Origin of the sequence: Luteibacter sp. W1I16, assembly GCF_050434905.1 — a bacterium.
In the GTDB taxonomy this organism is placed as follows: Bacteria; Pseudomonadota; Gammaproteobacteria; order Xanthomonadales; family Rhodanobacteraceae; genus Luteibacter.
Genome location: NZ_JBNDJJ010000001.1, coordinates 1,551,341 through 1,568,074, shown reverse-complemented (window position 1 = coordinate 1,568,074; position 16,734 = coordinate 1,551,341). Strand labels below are relative to the sequence as shown.

The 16,734-nt window shown below is 65.7% G+C and carries 14 protein-coding genes and 1 tRNA gene; 10 read left to right on the top strand and 5 right to left on the bottom strand.

The window, feature by feature from the left end; genetic code table 11:
* Window positions 1-132: 132 nt before the first annotated feature.
* From QFZ41_RS07070 to QFZ41_RS07040, 7 genes are all read left to right on the top strand, one after another.
* Window positions 133-1,485 carry a carbohydrate porin gene (locus QFZ41_RS07070; RefSeq protein WP_429198106.1) on the top strand — a complete coding sequence of 451 codons (1,353 nt, stop codon included), beginning with the start codon at window positions 133-135 and terminating at the stop codon, window positions 1,483-1,485.
* 64 nt (window positions 1,486-1,549) lie between these two features.
* Entirely contained in the window at window positions 1,550-2,461 is a 912-nt protein-coding gene (locus tag QFZ41_RS07065; RefSeq protein WP_429198105.1) for a LysR family transcriptional regulator, read from the top strand.
* A 134-nt stretch (window positions 2,462-2,595) separates the two neighbouring features.
* Entirely contained in the window at window positions 2,596-3,678 is a 1,083-nt protein-coding gene (locus QFZ41_RS07060; protein ID WP_429198104.1) for a 4-oxalomesaconate tautomerase, read from the top strand.
* A gap of 23 nt (window positions 3,679-3,701) precedes the next feature.
* Complete coding sequence (locus QFZ41_RS07055) at window positions 3,702-4,424, top strand: PIG-L deacetylase family protein (protein WP_429198103.1); 723 nt, start codon at window positions 3,702-3,704, stop codon at window positions 4,422-4,424.
* Window positions 4,421-5,113 carry a 4-carboxy-4-hydroxy-2-oxoadipate aldolase/oxaloacetate decarboxylase gene (locus tag QFZ41_RS07050; RefSeq protein ID WP_429198102.1) on the top strand — a complete coding sequence of 231 codons (693 nt, stop codon included), beginning with the start codon at window positions 4,421-4,423 and terminating at the stop codon, window positions 5,111-5,113. The genes QFZ41_RS07055 and QFZ41_RS07050 overlap by 4 nt, the downstream gene beginning before the upstream one ends.
* Window positions 5,114-5,117: 4 nt before the next feature.
* Window positions 5,118-5,987, top strand: coding sequence for an amidohydrolase family protein (locus QFZ41_RS07045; RefSeq protein WP_429198101.1), 870 nt, complete (start codon window positions 5,118-5,120; stop codon window positions 5,985-5,987).
* 23 nt (window positions 5,988-6,010) lie between these two features.
* Entirely contained in the window at window positions 6,011-7,303 is a 1,293-nt protein-coding gene (locus QFZ41_RS07040) for a dicarboxylate/amino acid:cation symporter (protein WP_429198100.1), read from the top strand.
* Here QFZ41_RS07040 and dusB read toward each other — a convergent pair.
* On the bottom strand, window positions 7,300-8,286 hold the full coding sequence (gene dusB, locus QFZ41_RS07035) for a tRNA dihydrouridine synthase DusB (protein WP_429198099.1): 987 nt from the start codon (window positions 8,284-8,286) through the stop codon (window positions 7,300-7,302). The two genes, QFZ41_RS07040 and dusB, sit on opposite strands and share 4 nt — an antisense overlap.
* A 23-nt stretch (window positions 8,287-8,309) precedes the next feature.
* Window positions 8,310-9,362, bottom strand: a complete 1,053-nt coding sequence (locus tag QFZ41_RS07030) for a permease (protein ID WP_429198098.1) — start codon at window positions 9,360-9,362, stop codon at window positions 8,310-8,312.
* Between the two features lie 185 nt (window positions 9,363-9,547).
* Between QFZ41_RS07030 and selD the strand changes: the two genes are divergently transcribed.
* Window positions 9,548-10,588, top strand: a complete 1,041-nt coding sequence (gene selD, locus QFZ41_RS07025; protein ID WP_429198097.1) for a selenide, water dikinase SelD — start codon at window positions 9,548-9,550, stop codon at window positions 10,586-10,588.
* A gap of 80 nt (window positions 10,589-10,668) precedes the next feature.
* Here the strand turns inward: selD and QFZ41_RS07020 are convergent.
* From QFZ41_RS07020 to selA, 3 genes are all read right to left on the bottom strand, one after another.
* A tRNA-Sec gene (locus tag QFZ41_RS07020) sits at window positions 10,669-10,764 on the bottom strand.
* An 11-nt stretch (window positions 10,765-10,775) separates the two neighbouring features.
* Window positions 10,776-12,710, bottom strand: a complete 1,935-nt coding sequence (selB, locus tag QFZ41_RS07015; RefSeq protein ID WP_429198096.1) for a selenocysteine-specific translation elongation factor — start codon at window positions 12,708-12,710, stop codon at window positions 10,776-10,778.
* Window positions 12,707-14,122, bottom strand: a complete 1,416-nt coding sequence (gene selA, locus QFZ41_RS07010; RefSeq protein WP_429198095.1) for an L-seryl-tRNA(Sec) selenium transferase — start codon at window positions 14,120-14,122, stop codon at window positions 12,707-12,709. The genes selB and selA overlap by 4 nt, the downstream gene beginning before the upstream one ends.
* A gap of 298 nt (window positions 14,123-14,420) precedes the next feature.
* Between selA and QFZ41_RS07005 the strand changes: the two genes are divergently transcribed.
* Window positions 14,421-15,041, top strand: coding sequence for a hypothetical protein (locus QFZ41_RS07005; RefSeq protein ID WP_429198094.1), 621 nt, complete (start codon window positions 14,421-14,423; stop codon window positions 15,039-15,041).
* Window positions 15,042-15,060: 19 nt separating this feature from the next.
* The gene (locus QFZ41_RS07000; protein ID WP_429198093.1) at window positions 15,061-16,734 is read left to right on the top strand and encodes a phospholipase effector Tle1 domain-containing protein; all 1,674 of its coding nucleotides are present in this window, start codon (window positions 15,061-15,063) and stop codon (window positions 16,732-16,734) included.

The window sequence follows — 16,734 nt, the reverse complement described above, 5'->3', positions numbered from 1 at the left end:
CATGACGTAACGCAAGTCATGCATCTTCCGCATACCTGATAGTTCCGCCATCGCGTTGTTCCCCGGCCCACGCAGCGGCGAGGATCGCCCGGCACCGTCGCCTGTCCGACGGGATCGGGGGTTCCACAGCACATGATGTTCCGTCGCTTCGCCATCGCCGCCGTCGTTACGCTAGCCGCATCGGCCGCAACCGCCCAGACCACATCCGATGCGCAACAGCCGCGTCAGGTCGCGCCGGTCCCACCGCAGGACAGCAAGGGGCCGGTGGACCGCCTTCGCGACGAAGGCGTCTCGCTCCGCTTCGTCTGGGCGAACGACTGGGCGGCCAGCGTGCGCGGCGGCGAGCGCCTGGGTGCGACGAATGGCGGCGGTGCCGTCGGCGGCGCCGACCTGGACATGGGCAAGCTCGCCGGCATCGAGGGCGGCAAGATGCATATCACCTTCGCTCGCTATTACGGACACAGCGTCGCCGCGGACGATATCGGGGTGATCCAGAAGATCCAGGGCTACTGGTATCCGAAGCGCCAGTGGCAGCTGGCCCAGCTCAGTTGGGAGCAACAGTTCGCCGACAGTCATATCAACGTACTTGCCGGCCGGCTCAACGCCACCTGGCAGTTCGCCCGTTCCACGTATGGCTGCCGTTTCGTCAGCGCGCCCGACTGCCCTTACCAGCTCACCAATACATCAGGCGGTTTCAGCGGCTTTCCGTACGTGAACTGGGGCGCGCGCGTGAAGTACCAGCCCGACGCGCGCTACGTGTCGATCGGCGCCTTCGAGATCAACCCGGACCGGCGCAACAACAATGGCCTGAACTGGGGCCTCAACAACGCGACCGGCGTGATGATCCCCATCGAAGTGGGTTACGAGACCAGCTTCGCGAACGACCCGTACCCCAAGCACCTGAAGATCGGCGGCTGGTACAACTCCGCACCGTTCACCGATCCGGAGCTCAACACGCGCGGCCTCCATCGCGGCCTCGCCGGTGGCACCGCGCGCAGCTACGACGGCGGGCGCTACGGCCTCTACGTGCTGGCCGACAAAGTGGTCTGGAAGCCTGATCCCAACGCGAACACGCGCAATCTTGCGATCTTCGGCTCGGTCACCGGGCCGATGGACAACGCCGAGAACTACACGTTGCAATCCACTTTCGGCGCGCTCTGGACGGGCTTGTCCGCCGCCCGGCCGAACGATTCGCTCGGCTTCCAGGCCACCTTGTTCCGGTTCAGCCGCAAGGCCACGGGCTTCGAGGACGACCTCATCCACAAGAATAGCGGCACGAACGACCATTTCGCCCGCAACGAATGGATGACCGAGCTCAACTACAGCTACAAGCTCTTCCCCGTGGTCAGCCTGGTGCCCAACCTGCAGTACATCGTGCACCCGGACATCCTCGGCAACACGGTGGGCGTGAAGCGGGTGCCGGCCAACGCGATCGTGATCGGGCTGCGGGTGATGGTGAACATGGGCGGTCCCGGCAGCCAATGAGGCGCGGGCGCCGGCATTGGGCACATAATCGGGGCATCCTGGCCGGCTGGCGCGTGATCTTCCCGTGGACCTGAAACACCTGCAGAGCTTCATCCGCATCGTCGAGTTCGGCAGCCTCACGCGCGCCGCCGCCACGCTCGACGTTTCGCAATCCCTGCTCAGCCGGCAGGTGCGCCAACTGGAAATGGAGTTGGGCACCCACCTGCTCGAACGCAACGGCCGCGGCGTCGTCGCCACCGATGCGGGGCGCGAGCTGGTGGAGCACGGGCGCGGCATCCTGCGCCAGGTCGAAGTCGCGCGCATGCAACTGGGCAAGGCGCGTGGGGTCTACGCCGGCAAGCTGGCCATCGGCCTCCCGCCCAGCGTGGGCGGCCTGCTCACGGTGGATCTCGTGATGCGCTTCCGCGAGCGCTTTCCGGTGGCGCAGATCAGCGTGGTGGAAGCCCTGAGCGCCAGCCTGCTCGAGTGGCTGCAACTGGGCCGGCTCGATTGCGCGCTGCTGTACAACCCGTCGGTAAACGCCAACATGCGGTTCCGCCATGTGCACACCGAGGAGCTCTACCTCATCGGCAGCGTGAAGGACGGCCACGAGTTGCCCGACAGCGTTCCCCTGGCCACGCTAGGCAAGTATCCGCTCATCATTCCCTCGCCACTGCATTCGGTGCGCCAGCTGATCGAGGCCGACACCGCGCGATATGGTGTGTCGCTGGACATCCGTCTTGAGATCGACTCCGTGCGCTCGCTGCTGGATCTCGTCGAGCGCGGGGTGGGCTACGGCATCCTCTCGCGCAATGCCGTGCTGGCCCGCCGTGGTCCGCACGGATTGCGGGCGGTACCGATCGTCATGCCGAACATCGTGACGCGTCTCGTCGTGGCGACGCCCACGCAGCGGCCCATGAGCGCGATCACCGAGCAGGCGCTGATCCTCGTGGACGAACTGATCGCGGAAGGCAAGCTGGACCCGCAGGACGGATGACGCGTTGCATCAATTGCATGGTGCATGCCTAGCTATGCCATTCGTGCATAGCAGATAGGCGCGCCATCGCGTTGTTCGCGTGTCGCGGCAGGACGACCATCGTGCCGGTTGTTTCAGACGATGGGCGACATGCCATGGCACACGAGATTCCCTGCTGGTACATGCGCGGCGGCACGTCCAAGGGCCCCTTCTTCCTGGCGCGCGACCTGCCCGGCGACATCGCCACCCGCGACGCGGTCATCCTCGCGGCGATGGGTTCGCCCGACGAGCGCCAGATCGATGGCCTTGGTGGCGCCCGCCCCCTCACGAGCAAGACAGGCATCCTCTCGGTGCCAACCGATGGTGCCGCCGACCTCGATTTCCTGTTTGGCCAGGTGGGCATCGCCGAAGGCACGGTGGACACCACGCCCAATTGCGGCAACATGCTCGCGGCGGCCCTGCCGGCAGCGATCGAAGCCGGGTTGATCGCGGGCGACCACGGGACCACGACGCGGCGCGTGCGCACGGTCAACACCGGCGTCATCGCCGAGATCAACATCGATACGCCGGCGGGCGTCCCCCTCTACGACGGCGACGCACGCATCGACGGCGTCCCGCGTCCGGCCGCACCGGTGCGCTGCCGGTTCCTCGACACGGAAGGCTCGCTCACGGGTAGCCTCCTGCCCACGGGCAACGTGCGCGACACGGTCGATGGCATCGAAATGACGCTGATCGACAATGGCATGCCGGTGATGATCATCGCGGCCTCCGCCCTCGGCGTGCGCGGCGACGAGCGGCCGGAGGCCCTGGATGCCGACATGGAACTCAAGGCGCGCATCGAGTCGCTGCGCCTGAAGGCCGCGTTGCTGATGAACCTCGGTGACGTCACCCGGAAACCGATTCCCAAAATCACGCTCGTGTCCCCGCCGCGTGCTGGTGGCGCCATCGGCACGCGCACGTTCATACCGCACGACTGCCACACCTCGATCGGCGTGCTCGGCGCCGTCACCGTCGCCACGGCGGCCGTGCTTCCCGGCTCCGTGGCCCATGACGTCGCCGTGCCGGGGCAGGGCGACGTCCGCACGCTCTCCATCGAACATCCCACCGGTGAATTCAGCGTGGAGATCGGGCTGGAAGGCACGCGCGTCGTCCGCGCGGCACTGCTGCGTACGGCCCGCCTGCTGATGCGCGGCAGCGTCCCCGTTTCTCCCTCGATCTGGCGCGGTCCCACCGCCTGATCCTTCCCTTTGGAGCACTGAAGATGTCCGAATCCAAGACCGCGCTCGTCGTGAGCGCCCACTCCGCTGACTTCGTCTGGCGCGCCGGCGGCGCGATCGCGCTGCATGCGGCGCAGGGTTGGCGCGTGCACATCGTCTGCCTCTCGTTCGGCGAACGTGGCGAATCCGCCAAGCTCTGGCGCCAGCCCGGCATGACGATGGAGAAGGTGAAGACCGACCGCCGCGCCGAGGCCAAGGAAGCCGCGGACATCCTCGGCGCCAGCGTCGAGTTCCTCGACATCGGCGATTACCCCATGCGCGCCGGCCTGGACGTGGTCTTCCACCTGGCCGGCATCTACCGTGAACTGCGCCCTTCCTTCGTGCTCAGCCACTCGTTGAAGGACCCCTATAACTTCGACCATCCGCTGGCGACGCACGTCGCCCAGGAGGCGCGCGTGGTGGCACAGGCGCACGGTCATGAACCGGACGTGCCGGTGATCGGTGCGCCGCCGGTATACCTGTTCGAACCGCACCAGCCGGAACAGTGCGAGTGGAAGCCGGAACTGTTCCTCGACATCACATCGGTATGGGAGAAGAAGCGCGCGGCGTTCGAGACCATGCGCGCGCAGGAGCACCTGTGGGAGTACTACACCCGCGTCGGCCTGCAGCGTGGCGCCCAGGCCACGCGCAACTCGGATTTCAAGATCACCTACGCCGAGGCGTTCCAGCGCGTGTTCCCGCATGTGACCCAGGGCACGCTCGCATGATCGGCGTGGTCGTTCGCAACCGCCCATCCCTCACGGCCGACCAGGCTGGGTCGCTCGCCGCCATGGGGGTCGCCACGGTGCACGAGGCGCAGGGCCGCACGGGCCTGTTCCTGCCACCAATCGCACCCATCCAGCGGGACGTGGCCATCGCAGGCCCGGCGGTCACCGTGCTGGCACAGCCGGGCGACAACTGGATGCTCCATGTCGCGGTGGAGCAATGCCGCCCCGGCGATATCCTGGTCGTTGCCTGCACGACGGAAAATACCGACGGCATGTTCGGTGACCTGCTCGCCACGTCGCTGATGTCGCGCAGCGTCGCCGGCCTCGTGATCGACGCCGGCGTTCGCGACAGCGCGGAGCTGCGCCGCATGGGCTTTCCCGTCTGGGCGCGCGCGGTTCACGCACGCGGAACGGTGAAAGCCACCCTCGGCGCGGTGAACGTGCCCGTCGTGATTGGAGGCCAGTACGTGAAACCTGGCGACGCGATCGTCGCCGATGACGACGGCGTGGTGGTGGTGCCGCACGCCACGGTGGACGCCGCCATCGCCGCATCGCGCAAGCGCGTAATGAACGAAGAGTCGAAGCGCGCGCGGCTGGCCGCGGGCGAGCTCGGCCTCGACATCTACGACATGCGTCCGAAGCTGGCCGAAGCCGGCCTGCGCTACGTCGACGACCTTCCCAATGAGTGACCCGATGAAGTCCTGTCTTCCCCCCGATCCGAATCCCACGAAGCCGTTGCACGCGATGCCCGCGCTTTCCTGCGATGCGCACTGCCACGTGTTCGGTCCCGCGGACACGTTCCCCTATGCCCCGGATCGCAGCTATACGCCGCCGGACGCGCCTTATGAACACCTGGTGGCCTTGCACGATTTCCTCGGATTCGAGCGGGGCGTGATCGTCCAGGCCAGCTGCCACGGCACCGACAACACGGCCATGCTCGACGCCATCGCGCGCGGCAACGGGCGCTATCGCGGCGTGGCCATCGTCGACGACGGTATCGGCGAGGCCGGCTTGCAGGAACTCGATCGTGGCGGCGTGCGCGCCGTGCGGTTCAACTTCGTCCAGCACCTGGGTGGCAGGCCCGACATGAACGTGTTCTGGCGCGTGCTCGACCGCGTGGCCGAGATGGGCTGGCACGTCGTGCTCCACCTGGATGCCAACGATATCGTCGAACTCCAGGATGTCCTGGCCAAGATCCGCGTACCCTTCGTCATCGATCATATGGGCCGCGTGCAGGCCGCCCAAGGCCTGGAGCAGGAACCGTTTCGCCTGCTGGTGGCACTCATGCGGGACAATCCGCTGGCGTGGGTGAAGGTCTGTGGCGCGGAGCGGGTCTCCGTCGGCAAGCGGCCTTTCGACGATGCCATTCCGTTCGCGCGAACCCTGATCGAGACGGCACCGGACCGCGTGCTGTGGGGTACGGACTTTCCGCACCCGAATATCTCCAAGGACATGCCCAATGACGGTGGGCTGGTCGACCTGATGTTCCGTTTCTGTCCCGACGAGGCCCTGCGCAAGCGTCTCCTCGTCGACAACCCGGCGCGTCTGTACGACTTCGCCTGATCGACCCACGACCGAGAATACGCATGTCCGATATCGCCGCCACCATTCCCTCGTCGCAGAAGCCGCGCAAACCGTTCTACCGGCAGCTGTACATCCAGGTGCTGGTGGCGGTGATCCTGGGCGTGGTCCTGGGCTACCTTTCGCCGAAGTACGCCGAAGCGATGAAACCCCTGGGCGACGGCTTCATCGCCCTGATCAAGATGGTGATCGGGCCGATCATCTTCTGCACGGTGGTGACCGGCATCGCCGGCATGCGCGACATGCGCAAGGTCGGCCGCGTCGGCGGCAAGGCGCTTCTCTACTTCGAGATGATCTCCACCATCGCCTTGTTCTTCGGCCTCGTGGCGGGGCACCTCTTCCACCCCGGCACCGGTTTCAACGTCGACCCGGACACGCTGAAGGCGGGTGAGATAGGCAACCTCGTCGCCCAGGGCCACAACATCGAATCCATCGGCTTCCTGTTGTCGATCATTCCCGGCACCTTTGTCAGCGCGTTCGCCAAGGGCGACGTGCTCTCGATCCTGCTGGTGTCGGTGCTGTTCGGTTGCGCGCTCGCGGCGGTGGGTGAACGTGGCAAGCCCGTGTACGACGTGATCGAGGCGGGCGCCCAGGTGTTCTTCAAGATCGTGCACTACATCACCGCGGTGTCCTCCATCGGTGCGTTCGGCGCGATGGCGTTCACGATCGGCAAATACGGCGTCGTGTCGCTGGTGCCGCTGATGGAACTGATCGGTAGCTTCTACCTGGTCTGCGTCATCTTCGTCGTGGTGATCCTCGGCATCGTCGCGCGCATCGCTGGATTCAGCATCCTTCGTTTCTGCGCGTACATCAGGGACGAGTTGTTGATCGTGCTCGGCACCAGTTCGTCGGAGGTGGTGCTGGCGCCGCTGATGCGAAAGATGGAAGAACTCGGTTGTCCGAAGGAAACCGTGGGACTCGTCGTGCCTACGGGGTACTCGTTCAACCTGGACGGCACCAACATCTACCTGACCATGGCGATCCTGTTCATCGCGCAGGCGTTGAACATCGACCTCACCATCGAACAACAGATCACCGTGGCCATCGTCGGCATGCTCACGTCGAAGGGCGCCAGCGGCGTCGCCGGCGCGGCGCTGGTCATGCTCGCCTCGACGCTGAGCGTCGTCCCGGTGGTACCGGTGGCGGGCATGGTCCTCATCCTCGGCATCCACCGCTTCCTCGGCACCGGCCTGGCGATGACCAACCTGGTCGGCAACGGCGTGGCGGCGATCGTGGTGTGCGCGTGGGAGAAAGAACTGGACCGGACGAAGATGGCGGCGGTGTTGAAGGCGGCCTAGGCGGCGAGGGAGACGCCGGCTTCCAGGGCGTCGAAGTATTCGCGTGTCAGGCGTAGTTGGGTGGTGGCGTCTTCGGCCTGGTTGACGACGTGGCGGAAGGCGGCGTTCTCCGGTCGATCCTTGGCGTACCAACCCAGGTGCTTGCGCGCGATGCGCACGCCCATCCGCTCGCCGTAGAAGGCGTACAGATGCTCGAGGTGGCCGACGAGGATGCCGCGAACTTCGCCGGGCGTCGGCTCCGGCAGAAATCCGCCGGTGTCGAGATGATGCGCGATCTCGCGGAAGATCCACGGACGTCCTTGCGCACCTCGGCCGACCATCACCGCGTCCGCGCCGGTGGCACGCAGCACTTCGCGCGCCTTCGCCGGGTCGACGATGTCGCCGTTGGCGAGGACGGGGATCGAGACGTTCGCCTTCACCGCCGCGATAGTGGCGTACTCGGCGTCACCTTCGTACTTGTCCGCTCGCGTGCGGCCGTGCACGGCCAACGCGGCGATGCCGGCGTCCTCGGCGATGCGCGCGATGTTCAACGCGTTGCGATGCTCGCGGTCCCAGCCGGTGCGGATCTTCAGCGTGACGGGGATATCCACCGCCTTCACCACGGCCTGCACGATGCGCGCGACCAGCGGTTCGTCCTGGAGCAGGGCGGAGCCCGACCAGACATTGCAGACCTTCTTCGCCGGACAGCCCATGTTGATGTCGACGATCTGCGCGCCGTTGTCCGCGTTGTACTTCGCCGCCTCGGCCAGCATGCCGGGGTCGTAGCCGGCGATCTGCACGCTCACCGGCTCCGGCTCGCCTTCGTGGTCCATCCGGCGCAGTGACTTGGTCGTGTTCCACAGGCGCGGATCGGCCGTGGTCATTTCAGACACAGCCAGGCCGGCCCCCAGGCGCTTGCACAGGAGGCGGAAGGGTTTGTCGGTGACGCCGGCCATGGGCGCGAGCACCACGGCCGGTGCGATGGTGTGGGGACCGATGCGCATGGCATTGATTTTACACGATTCGCTCAATGCATCCCGAACAGGGCGGCGAGTGCGCCGGCGAGGACGCCAAAACCCACGACCGCCACGGCGATCGTCACCAGCAAGCGCACGGGCAGGGACCGGCCCAGCATCGCCAGCGAGGGCAGGCTCACCGGGGGCAGGGTCATCAGCAGGGCGGCGGCCGGGCCGCCGCCCATGCCCAGCGCGAGCATCGCCTGCACGATGGGTACCTCGCCGGCGGTGGGAATCACGAAGAGCATTCCCGCCACGGCGAACGCGGCGATCCAGTACCAGTGTTCACCGATGTCCGGACCGATATGCGGGAACATCCACGCGCGCGCCGCGCCTAGCAGCAAGACGATCACCAAGTATTCCGGTATGAGCCGCAGCGTCATCGTGGTGAAGATCCGCGCCCAGCGCTTGCCGACCTCCGCCAGGGACTGCGGCTCGGCTTCGGCGATCGGCGCGACGGCGGCCGATGAAGGTTCCAGGCCGGACAGGCGGTTGGCGAGATAGCCGAGTCCGAAGACCATCGGTACGCCCAGCACCATGCGTAGAGCGGTCCAGTGCCAGCCGAGGACGAAGCCGGTAAAGACCAGCGTCGCCGGGTTCAGCATCGTATTGCCCAGCCAGAACGCGATCGAGGCGCCCGGTGACGCCTGGTGCTTGCGCAGGCCCACCACCACCGGCGCCGCGCAGCAGGTACACATCATGCCCGGCACGCCCAGCAGGCCGCCCGCGAGGGTGCTGCCGAAACCACGGTTACCCAGGGTGCGCCGTACCCAGTTCACCGGAAGCAGCGCCTGGACGCCGGACCCCAGCAGCAGGCCCAGCACCATCGCCTTCCAGATGGCCTTGCCGTAGGCCAGCGCATAGTCGATGGCCGCGTTCCAGGAGGGCGCAGGCGCACTGGCCAGGTCGCCCATGAGGATCGAATGGCCGATGGAATGCTGGTCCGCCGCGACGAACGCGCGGCCGTAGTACGGGTACCACTTCACATAGAACAGGCCGGCGATCGCCAGCAACAGCCATACCGACCAGCGCACGGTGCGCGCCTTCCGCAAAGCGGCGTCCATAGACCCCTCCGAACAGGGTGTGACATGACGGCCCTACAGGGCACGACGTTGCCGGCCGGAAGCCGCAGGCCCGATGCGCTGCGGAGGGGCAAGACTTTCGCTGGAAGATACTTCAAGCTCCGTTGCCTTCGCTATGCTCTACGTGACCTCGCGGTTGCACCAACGGGACTTTCGCAGGATTTGCCATGACCTCCGTCCGATTGACCGAACTCGCCCACGGTGGCGGCTGCGGCTGCAAGCTCGCGCCTTCCGTGCTCCGACAACTGCTGGCCGACAAGCCATCGGCGATGCCGTTCGCGCAACTGCTGGTCGGCACCGAATCCAGTGACGATGCCGCCGTGTGGCAAGTGGACGAGCGCACCTGCGTGATCGCCACCACCGATTTCTTCATGCCGGTGGTCGACGATCCCTACGACTTCGGCCGCATCGCCGCGGCCAATGCGCTCTCCGATGTGTACGCGATGGGCGGCAAGCCGATCATGGCGTTGGCCATCCTCGGCATGCCCCTGGACAAGCTGGACGTCGACACCGTCCGCGCCATCCTCGCTGGCGGCGAATCCATCTGCGCCGAGGCGGGCATCCCCGTGGCGGGCGGCCATTCGATCGACTCCGCCGAACCGATCTACGGCCTCGCGGCGATCGGCTTGTGCACGCCCGCCAACGTGCGCCGGAACACGGGCGCGCAAGCGGGCGACGTGCTGATTCTGACCAAGGGCATCGGCGTCGGCATCTATTCGGCGGCGTTCAAGAAGGAGGCACTGCCGGAGGACGCATACGCGGAAATGCTGGCTTCCACCACGCTGCTCAACCGCGTCGGTCATGAGCTGGCACAGGACGATGACGTGCATGCGATCACCGACGTCACCGGCTTCGGTTTGCTGGGACACGCGCTGGAAATGGCGCGTGGGAGCGGTCTGCGAATCCGCATCGAGGGAGATCGTGTTCCCTTCCTCGACCAGGCCGAGCGGCTCGCCCAGGCTGGCTTCATCACCGGCGCATCGAAGCGGAACTGGAACAGCTACGGCGATGGCGTCGTCCTGCCCACCGGCCTGCCGGACTGGCGCCGCGCCTTGCTGACCGACCCGCAGACGTCCGGCGGCTTGCTGGTGGCATGCAAGGCGGAACGGGCCGAGGCGATCCTGGCGACGATCGAGGCGGCAGGCTACCCCCGCGCACGCATCGTCGGCACGGCGACAACGGGCGCGCCCGGCGTCGAGTTGGCCTGACACCTCATCGCCCTGGTGGGAAGCCGGCTACCCCGCAACCGGGTGGGAAGCGGGCTGGCCCGCGACCCGTCACTCCGGGATGGCGGAAGAGCATGGGAGTCGAACCCACCCGAGGCAGTCTGGCTGCCTCACCCGGATTTGAAGTCCGGACGTCCCACCGGGAACGATGCTCTTCCATGGATGGCGGTCACGCTGGCACTGAGCCGAACAGGTCGAGGTAACGCGCCTGTATCCGGCGTAGTGTGCCGTGATTCAGCGTAACACCCTGGCGGTCGAAGAACTCCAGTATCTGGATCGCCACTTTCCGCCCGTTGTCGAGCCGGTCGCGAAACTGCGCCGCGGTGAAACGGCCGTCCGCCGCGTGCGACGCGACATCGGCGGCAATCAACAGCATCTCATGCACGGTCGCACGCAGGAAGAAGTGATCGTGCGCCACTTCGTCCACGAGGCCGACGCGGGCCGCGAATTTCATCAGCTGGCGGACCTCCGTCTCCGGGCGCTCGATCACGGCGGCGATGTCGCGTACTCGCGGAGGCCGGAAACGGACGTCGCCGCCAAGCAAAGGTTCGACCGCCCGCCAGGCAGCCTCGCGTTCCGGATTCAACTGCAAGGTGTGCGAGGCCATGCGCACGAACGCACCGTCGCGTACCACGCGGTGGGCGACGTCATCGTGTTGCAGCGCCAAGGCGAATGCGGCGGGCGGCAGCCGAGGGCGCAAGGCTGCCCGCAGTTTTTCCCGGCCGATGCCTTGCACATCCGGATGGGTCTCATGGAATGCTTCGAGGTGTTCGACCAGGGCGTCGACGAAATCCTGCCAGTGCACTTTGTCGATCGCCACGCGCTCGTCACCCGCGTCGAACACCAGCGGTGCGAGCGCGGCGACGATGTCGTCCAGCATGGCCGCCGCCAGCGCGCGATCGCGCCCGAACGCGAGCACGTCCCACGCGAACGGCGGCGCATCGAGCAGCGCGGCGAGCGCCTTCCGTGGATCGTCGATCGCCAGCGCCGCTCGTTGTGCCTGGCGCTCGGGCGTGCGGCGCTGTCGCGATGGCGCGCGGAGGTCGATGAAACGGCCGCCGCCGATGGTTCGCCGTGCGGATACATCACGCAGCACGAAGCGGTCGAGCGCCGCCGCGGCGACCGGCTCGCTCAACACCAGCTGCACGTCGGCCGTCTGTCCCGGAAGCAATTGTTCGCCGTCCAGCGGCACGACGCGCACGCCGACCTCGGTTGCGCCGTGATGCAATCGGGCAGGGAACCATGCACCGATGGGCTTGGGCTCCCCTGCAAGGATATGCAGGCTCGCGTCGATGCGGTCGGTCGGCGCGTGCAGGAAAGGATCGACGAGCATGTCGCCGCGCTGGATCGCGTCCTTGGTGATGCCGTCGCCAGCGAGGTTCAGTGCGCAACGATCACCTGCGCGGCCGGTCTCCACCTGGCGGTTCTGCGCATGCAGCGAGCGCACGCGCGCGGTCAGGCCGGAGGGGCTGAGCATGACCTGATCCTTCACCTTCACGGTGCCGGACAATACGGTGCCGGTCACCACCACGCCGATGCCGGGTAGTGTGAACACACGATCCACCGCGAGCCGGAAACACCCGTCCACACGGCGTTCGCCGAGCGCTCGTGCCTCTATGGCGAGCCGCTCGCGCAGCGCGTCGACACCCAGGCCCGTCGTCGACGACACCGGCAGGATGTCCGCCTTCTCGAGCATCGTGCCCGCAGTCGCTTCGCGGATCTGCGCCGTCACCTCAGCCAGCCGTTCCGGCGGCACCAGGTCGGCCTTGGTCAGCGCGACCAGTCCGCGCCCGATGCGCAGCAAGTCGAGGATCGCGAGGTGTTCAAGCGTCTGCGGCATGACGCCATCGTCGGCGGCCACCACCAGCAGGGCGATGTCGATGCCACTCGCGCCCGCGGCCATCGTGTGCACGAATCGTTCGTGACCCGGCACGTCGACGAAGCCGAGGACGAGCCCATCGTCCAGCGGCAGATAGGCGAAGCCCAGGTCGATCGTGATGCCGCGTGCCTTCTCTTCTTTCAGGCGGTCGCCGTCGACACCCGTCAAGGCCCGGACCAGGGACGTCTTGCCGTGGTCGATATGGCCGGCCGTACCGATGATCATGGCGTGCGGGCGAGGTGGGCGAGGGTGGCCAGGAAGGCGTCTTCGTCGACGTCGGCAAGGCAGCGCAGGTCCAGGTGCAGCGCGCCTTCCCCGATGCGGCCGACGATGGGACGCGGCAACGCGCGCAGCGCCGCCGCGAGGTTTTCCAGCGTGCGCTGGCTGCCGACCGGGCGGACCGACAGCGCGGCGCTGGAAAGCGTATCCAGCGGCAGCGCGCCGGAACCAATCTGACTATGGCAATCGCCGACCTCGACGACGAAGGCATCGCCGATCCGTTCCGCCACCGGTGCCCGCAGGCGGCGGGCCTGTGCCTCGATGTCCGCGAGGGGGCGTGACAGGAAGCACAGGGTCGGCAGCCGTTCGACGAGACGGTCGGGGTCGCGATACAGGTTCAGCGTGGCCTCGATGGCGGCGAGTCTTATCTTGTCCACGCGCAAGGCGCGCTTCAGCGGGTTGCGGTTGATTTTTGCAATGAGTTCGCGGTCGCCGACGATGAAGCCCGCCTGCGGTCCGCCCAGCAACTTGTCGCCGGAGAACGTGACCAGCCGTGCGCCCTCCGCCACCGCTTCGCGCACGGTCGGTTCTCGGGCGAGTCCATAGCGGGAGAGGTCGACGAGACTGCCCGAACCCAGGTCGTTGAGCAGCGGCACGCCGGCCTCGTTGGCGATCGCCGCCAACGCGCGCGCCCCGACCTCGGCGGTGAAACCCTGGATGCGATAGTTCGAGGTATGCACCTTCAGAACGAGGCCGCTGCGCTCGTTGAGCGCGTCGCGGTAGTCCGCGGGATGGGTGCGATTGGTGGTGCCCACCTCGATCATCTTCGCGCCGGCACGCGTCATGATGTCGGGCATGCGAAAGGCGCCGCCAATCTCGATCAGCTCGCCGCGCGACACCACCGCCTCGCGGCCGAGCGCGAAGGTGTTGAGGCAGAGCAACACGGCCGCGGCGTTGTTGTTGACCACGGTGGCATCTTCCGCGCCGGTCAGTTCGCGAAGCAGGGCACGCAGGTGATCGTCGCGTTCTCCGCGTGCCCCGCTGGACAGGTCGAACTCCAGCGCCACCGCGTGGCGCATCGCTTCCACCGCCGCGTCGATGGCGGCTTCGGCGAGTACCGCGCGGCCCAGGTTGGTGTGCAGCACGGTGCCGGTGAGATTGAACAGCGGGCGCAGGCCCGGTGCGCGCGCCTCCAGCAGCACCTTGGCCGATGCCGCGAGTTCGCTCGGACCGGGAACGGTCGCAGGCTTGTCGCGCAGGGAGGCGCGCGCTTCGTTGGCGGCTTGCCTGATGGCATCGGTGGTGGCGACCCGTCCATGCCGTTCCACCAGCAGCGCCGCCTCCGCGGTCGCCAACACGGTGGCAATCGAGGGAAGTTGGCGCAGGAAAGTTGCCTCGGATTCGGACATGACGTTCATCCAGTGACATCGCCCTCATCCCGGCTCCGGTTCGGAAGCAAGGCAACGAAGGTTCAGGGTTTACCTATGCTGCGGTTCCCATAGAACAGGGTCAAGGCGAAAACGTGCGTGGTATTTGGCGATCCGTATCGAGCAAAGAGGTCGGAGTGAGAATGTTCTCACTAAATATGAATAGATTCATGTACTTATTTTTCATTGCGTCGGATGATCGATAGACTCGCGCATTACGAATACCTGTCCGCAGCACGAATGGTTCGTCGCGCAGGCGAAAGCCACACGTGGCATGCAAGGAGCGACGATGAAATGGAATCGACTGAGTGTGCCGTTGAGCCTGTACCTGGCGGCCTGTGTTCAACCCACCGTCGCACCGTCGTTGCAAAAGGAGATTGCCATGACAGATCGGAACGAAGCGGCGATCCGGGCGGAGATGAACTACCGGCCCGTGAAGTGGCCGTTGAAGTTCAAGCGGCACAATTTCGGCGCTCGCTGCTATGACACGCAGTACTGCAGCATCTGGTACGGCGGCATGGAGAGCGGCGACGAGCGTCCGTCGGTTCCATCGTCCACCTATGGCACCGGCTATCTCGACAACTGGAATGGAGGCATGTCATTCGACAACTTTCCGCCACCGGCCGAAGTGACGTGGCGTGCCAAGGACGGAACCGAACATCATGCCGAGATAGACATCGGTGCGATCTTCCGGGACCAATTGACACTGCATAACGTTCCACGCGAAGAAATACGCGAGGTTCCGGATGGCGTGCTACACACTCACCCCTCCATCCTGTTGGAAGTCAACGACCGCACCATCCGAATCTATATGCGTGCAGGTATTCCTACCAGGCATCTTCAGATTCCAGGTAACCCGTATAGCGATGTCCGCTATGACCTGATCCGGGTCAAGACCTATAACTACTGAACACAGGGAGTGTCGGCCCATGGGGCAACTTGTTTCCGGCGGCGCATCGCGTCCCGCTACTTCGCAGGATATCGAACTGTACGAACGGATGCGCCAGCAGCTGGCGCACCAGCCAGTCCCCATGATGCAGCGTCGCCAGGACCCCCATGAGTATCTGTTCATCGCACTGTTCGATGGGACAGGGCAAAACGTTGACGACCCTGCACAGTTGCCGACCAATGTCGGCGTCCTTTCCAAGCGCGCAAATTTGCTGGAAAGGGACCCAGCCAACAACATCGGGGCACACTATGTTCCTGGCATAGGGACGCAGAAGAATCCGGTGGCACGACTGGCCGATGGTGCCTTGGCTTATACCTGGGATGATCGCATCAAGGAGATGTATCACGCGTTGGCGGAACAGGCATATCAATGGCAGCAAGAAGACCCGCAGGCGAAAATTCGTCTGGTCGGCGTCGGCTATAGCCGTGGCGCTGTCCTGGTTCCCGGTTTGGCGCGCCTCGTGGATCGGCACGGCATCTCCAGTCCATATGATCTCAGGTTCGGCCGCGATGCCGACGGCAACCTCACGGTGAAAGCACCCCGTACGCTGATTCCTCCCGGCCAAGTCGCCCAGGCCGTCGGCCTGTTCGACCCCGTGGCGACCAACATGCCGCGCAACTACGACGCGCGCCTGCCGAAGTCGGTACTGTCGGGTTTCTCGCAAATCGCCCGCGACGAACAACGCGAATTGTTTCCGCACCAGACCATCCTCGATCCGGACTGGTCCGATGACGGACGCTTCCTCAGCGTGCCGGTGCCGGGTGGTCATTCCAACGTCGGCGGTGGCAATCGCGAGGCGGGTCTCGAGTCCATGGCCTTCAACGGCATGGCCGACTACCTCAATGCCTTGACCGACCGACCGCTGTTCGAACATCGCCCGGTGCCCGACGATCCGTTTCAATACACGATTTTCCAGGCCAGGGGCGCGACGGCCGCTTTCGGCTTGCGCATGGACGATGACGGCCAGCGCAATCTTCGGGATGAACTGGCGAACTGCAAGATCGTCGATCTCTGCCACGATGCCGATCCCGTGGACGTCTCGTTGGCCCGGCAGTTCCCATGGCACGAGGTGACACCGGCAGTCGTCGAACCGACACCGCCATTGCCCGGGCGGAAATCGCCTTCGGATATCATCCTCGATGACTATCTCGCCGCCGTAAGGAACGGTGACGGACAAGCTATGAGCGAAGCGGCTTCCGCAATGGCCAAATCCGACTATGGGCGGCAACGTTTCGACGAAGCCGAACAATGGGAGTTGGAGAAGCTCCATCGAATCCCAGGCCGCGATAACCCTTTGTTAGATCAGGCGCTACGCCACCTGGAACGGCTTGGGCCGGACGATGCGGGGTATTGGAACCGCACAGAAATGGAACAGATGGCAGGCAGCATCTCATACGAAGCACAGCGTCGGCGCATGCCCGCCATCGATGATCTGTATCCCGTCCGTGGCGGGGAAGGACTCGCTGCCATATGGAAGCATCCGGGCAATGCCGTTCTCGACAGCTTCGTCGTCGTGGAGAAGATGCAGGCGATGGCGCAGCCGTTGGAGCAGAGCCTGCAAGGCCTTGCCGAGGAAGCGCAACGACAGGAACAGATGAATCACGTCCAGGCATTGCAACGCGATCAGCAACAAAGCATAGGCATGTCGCGCTGA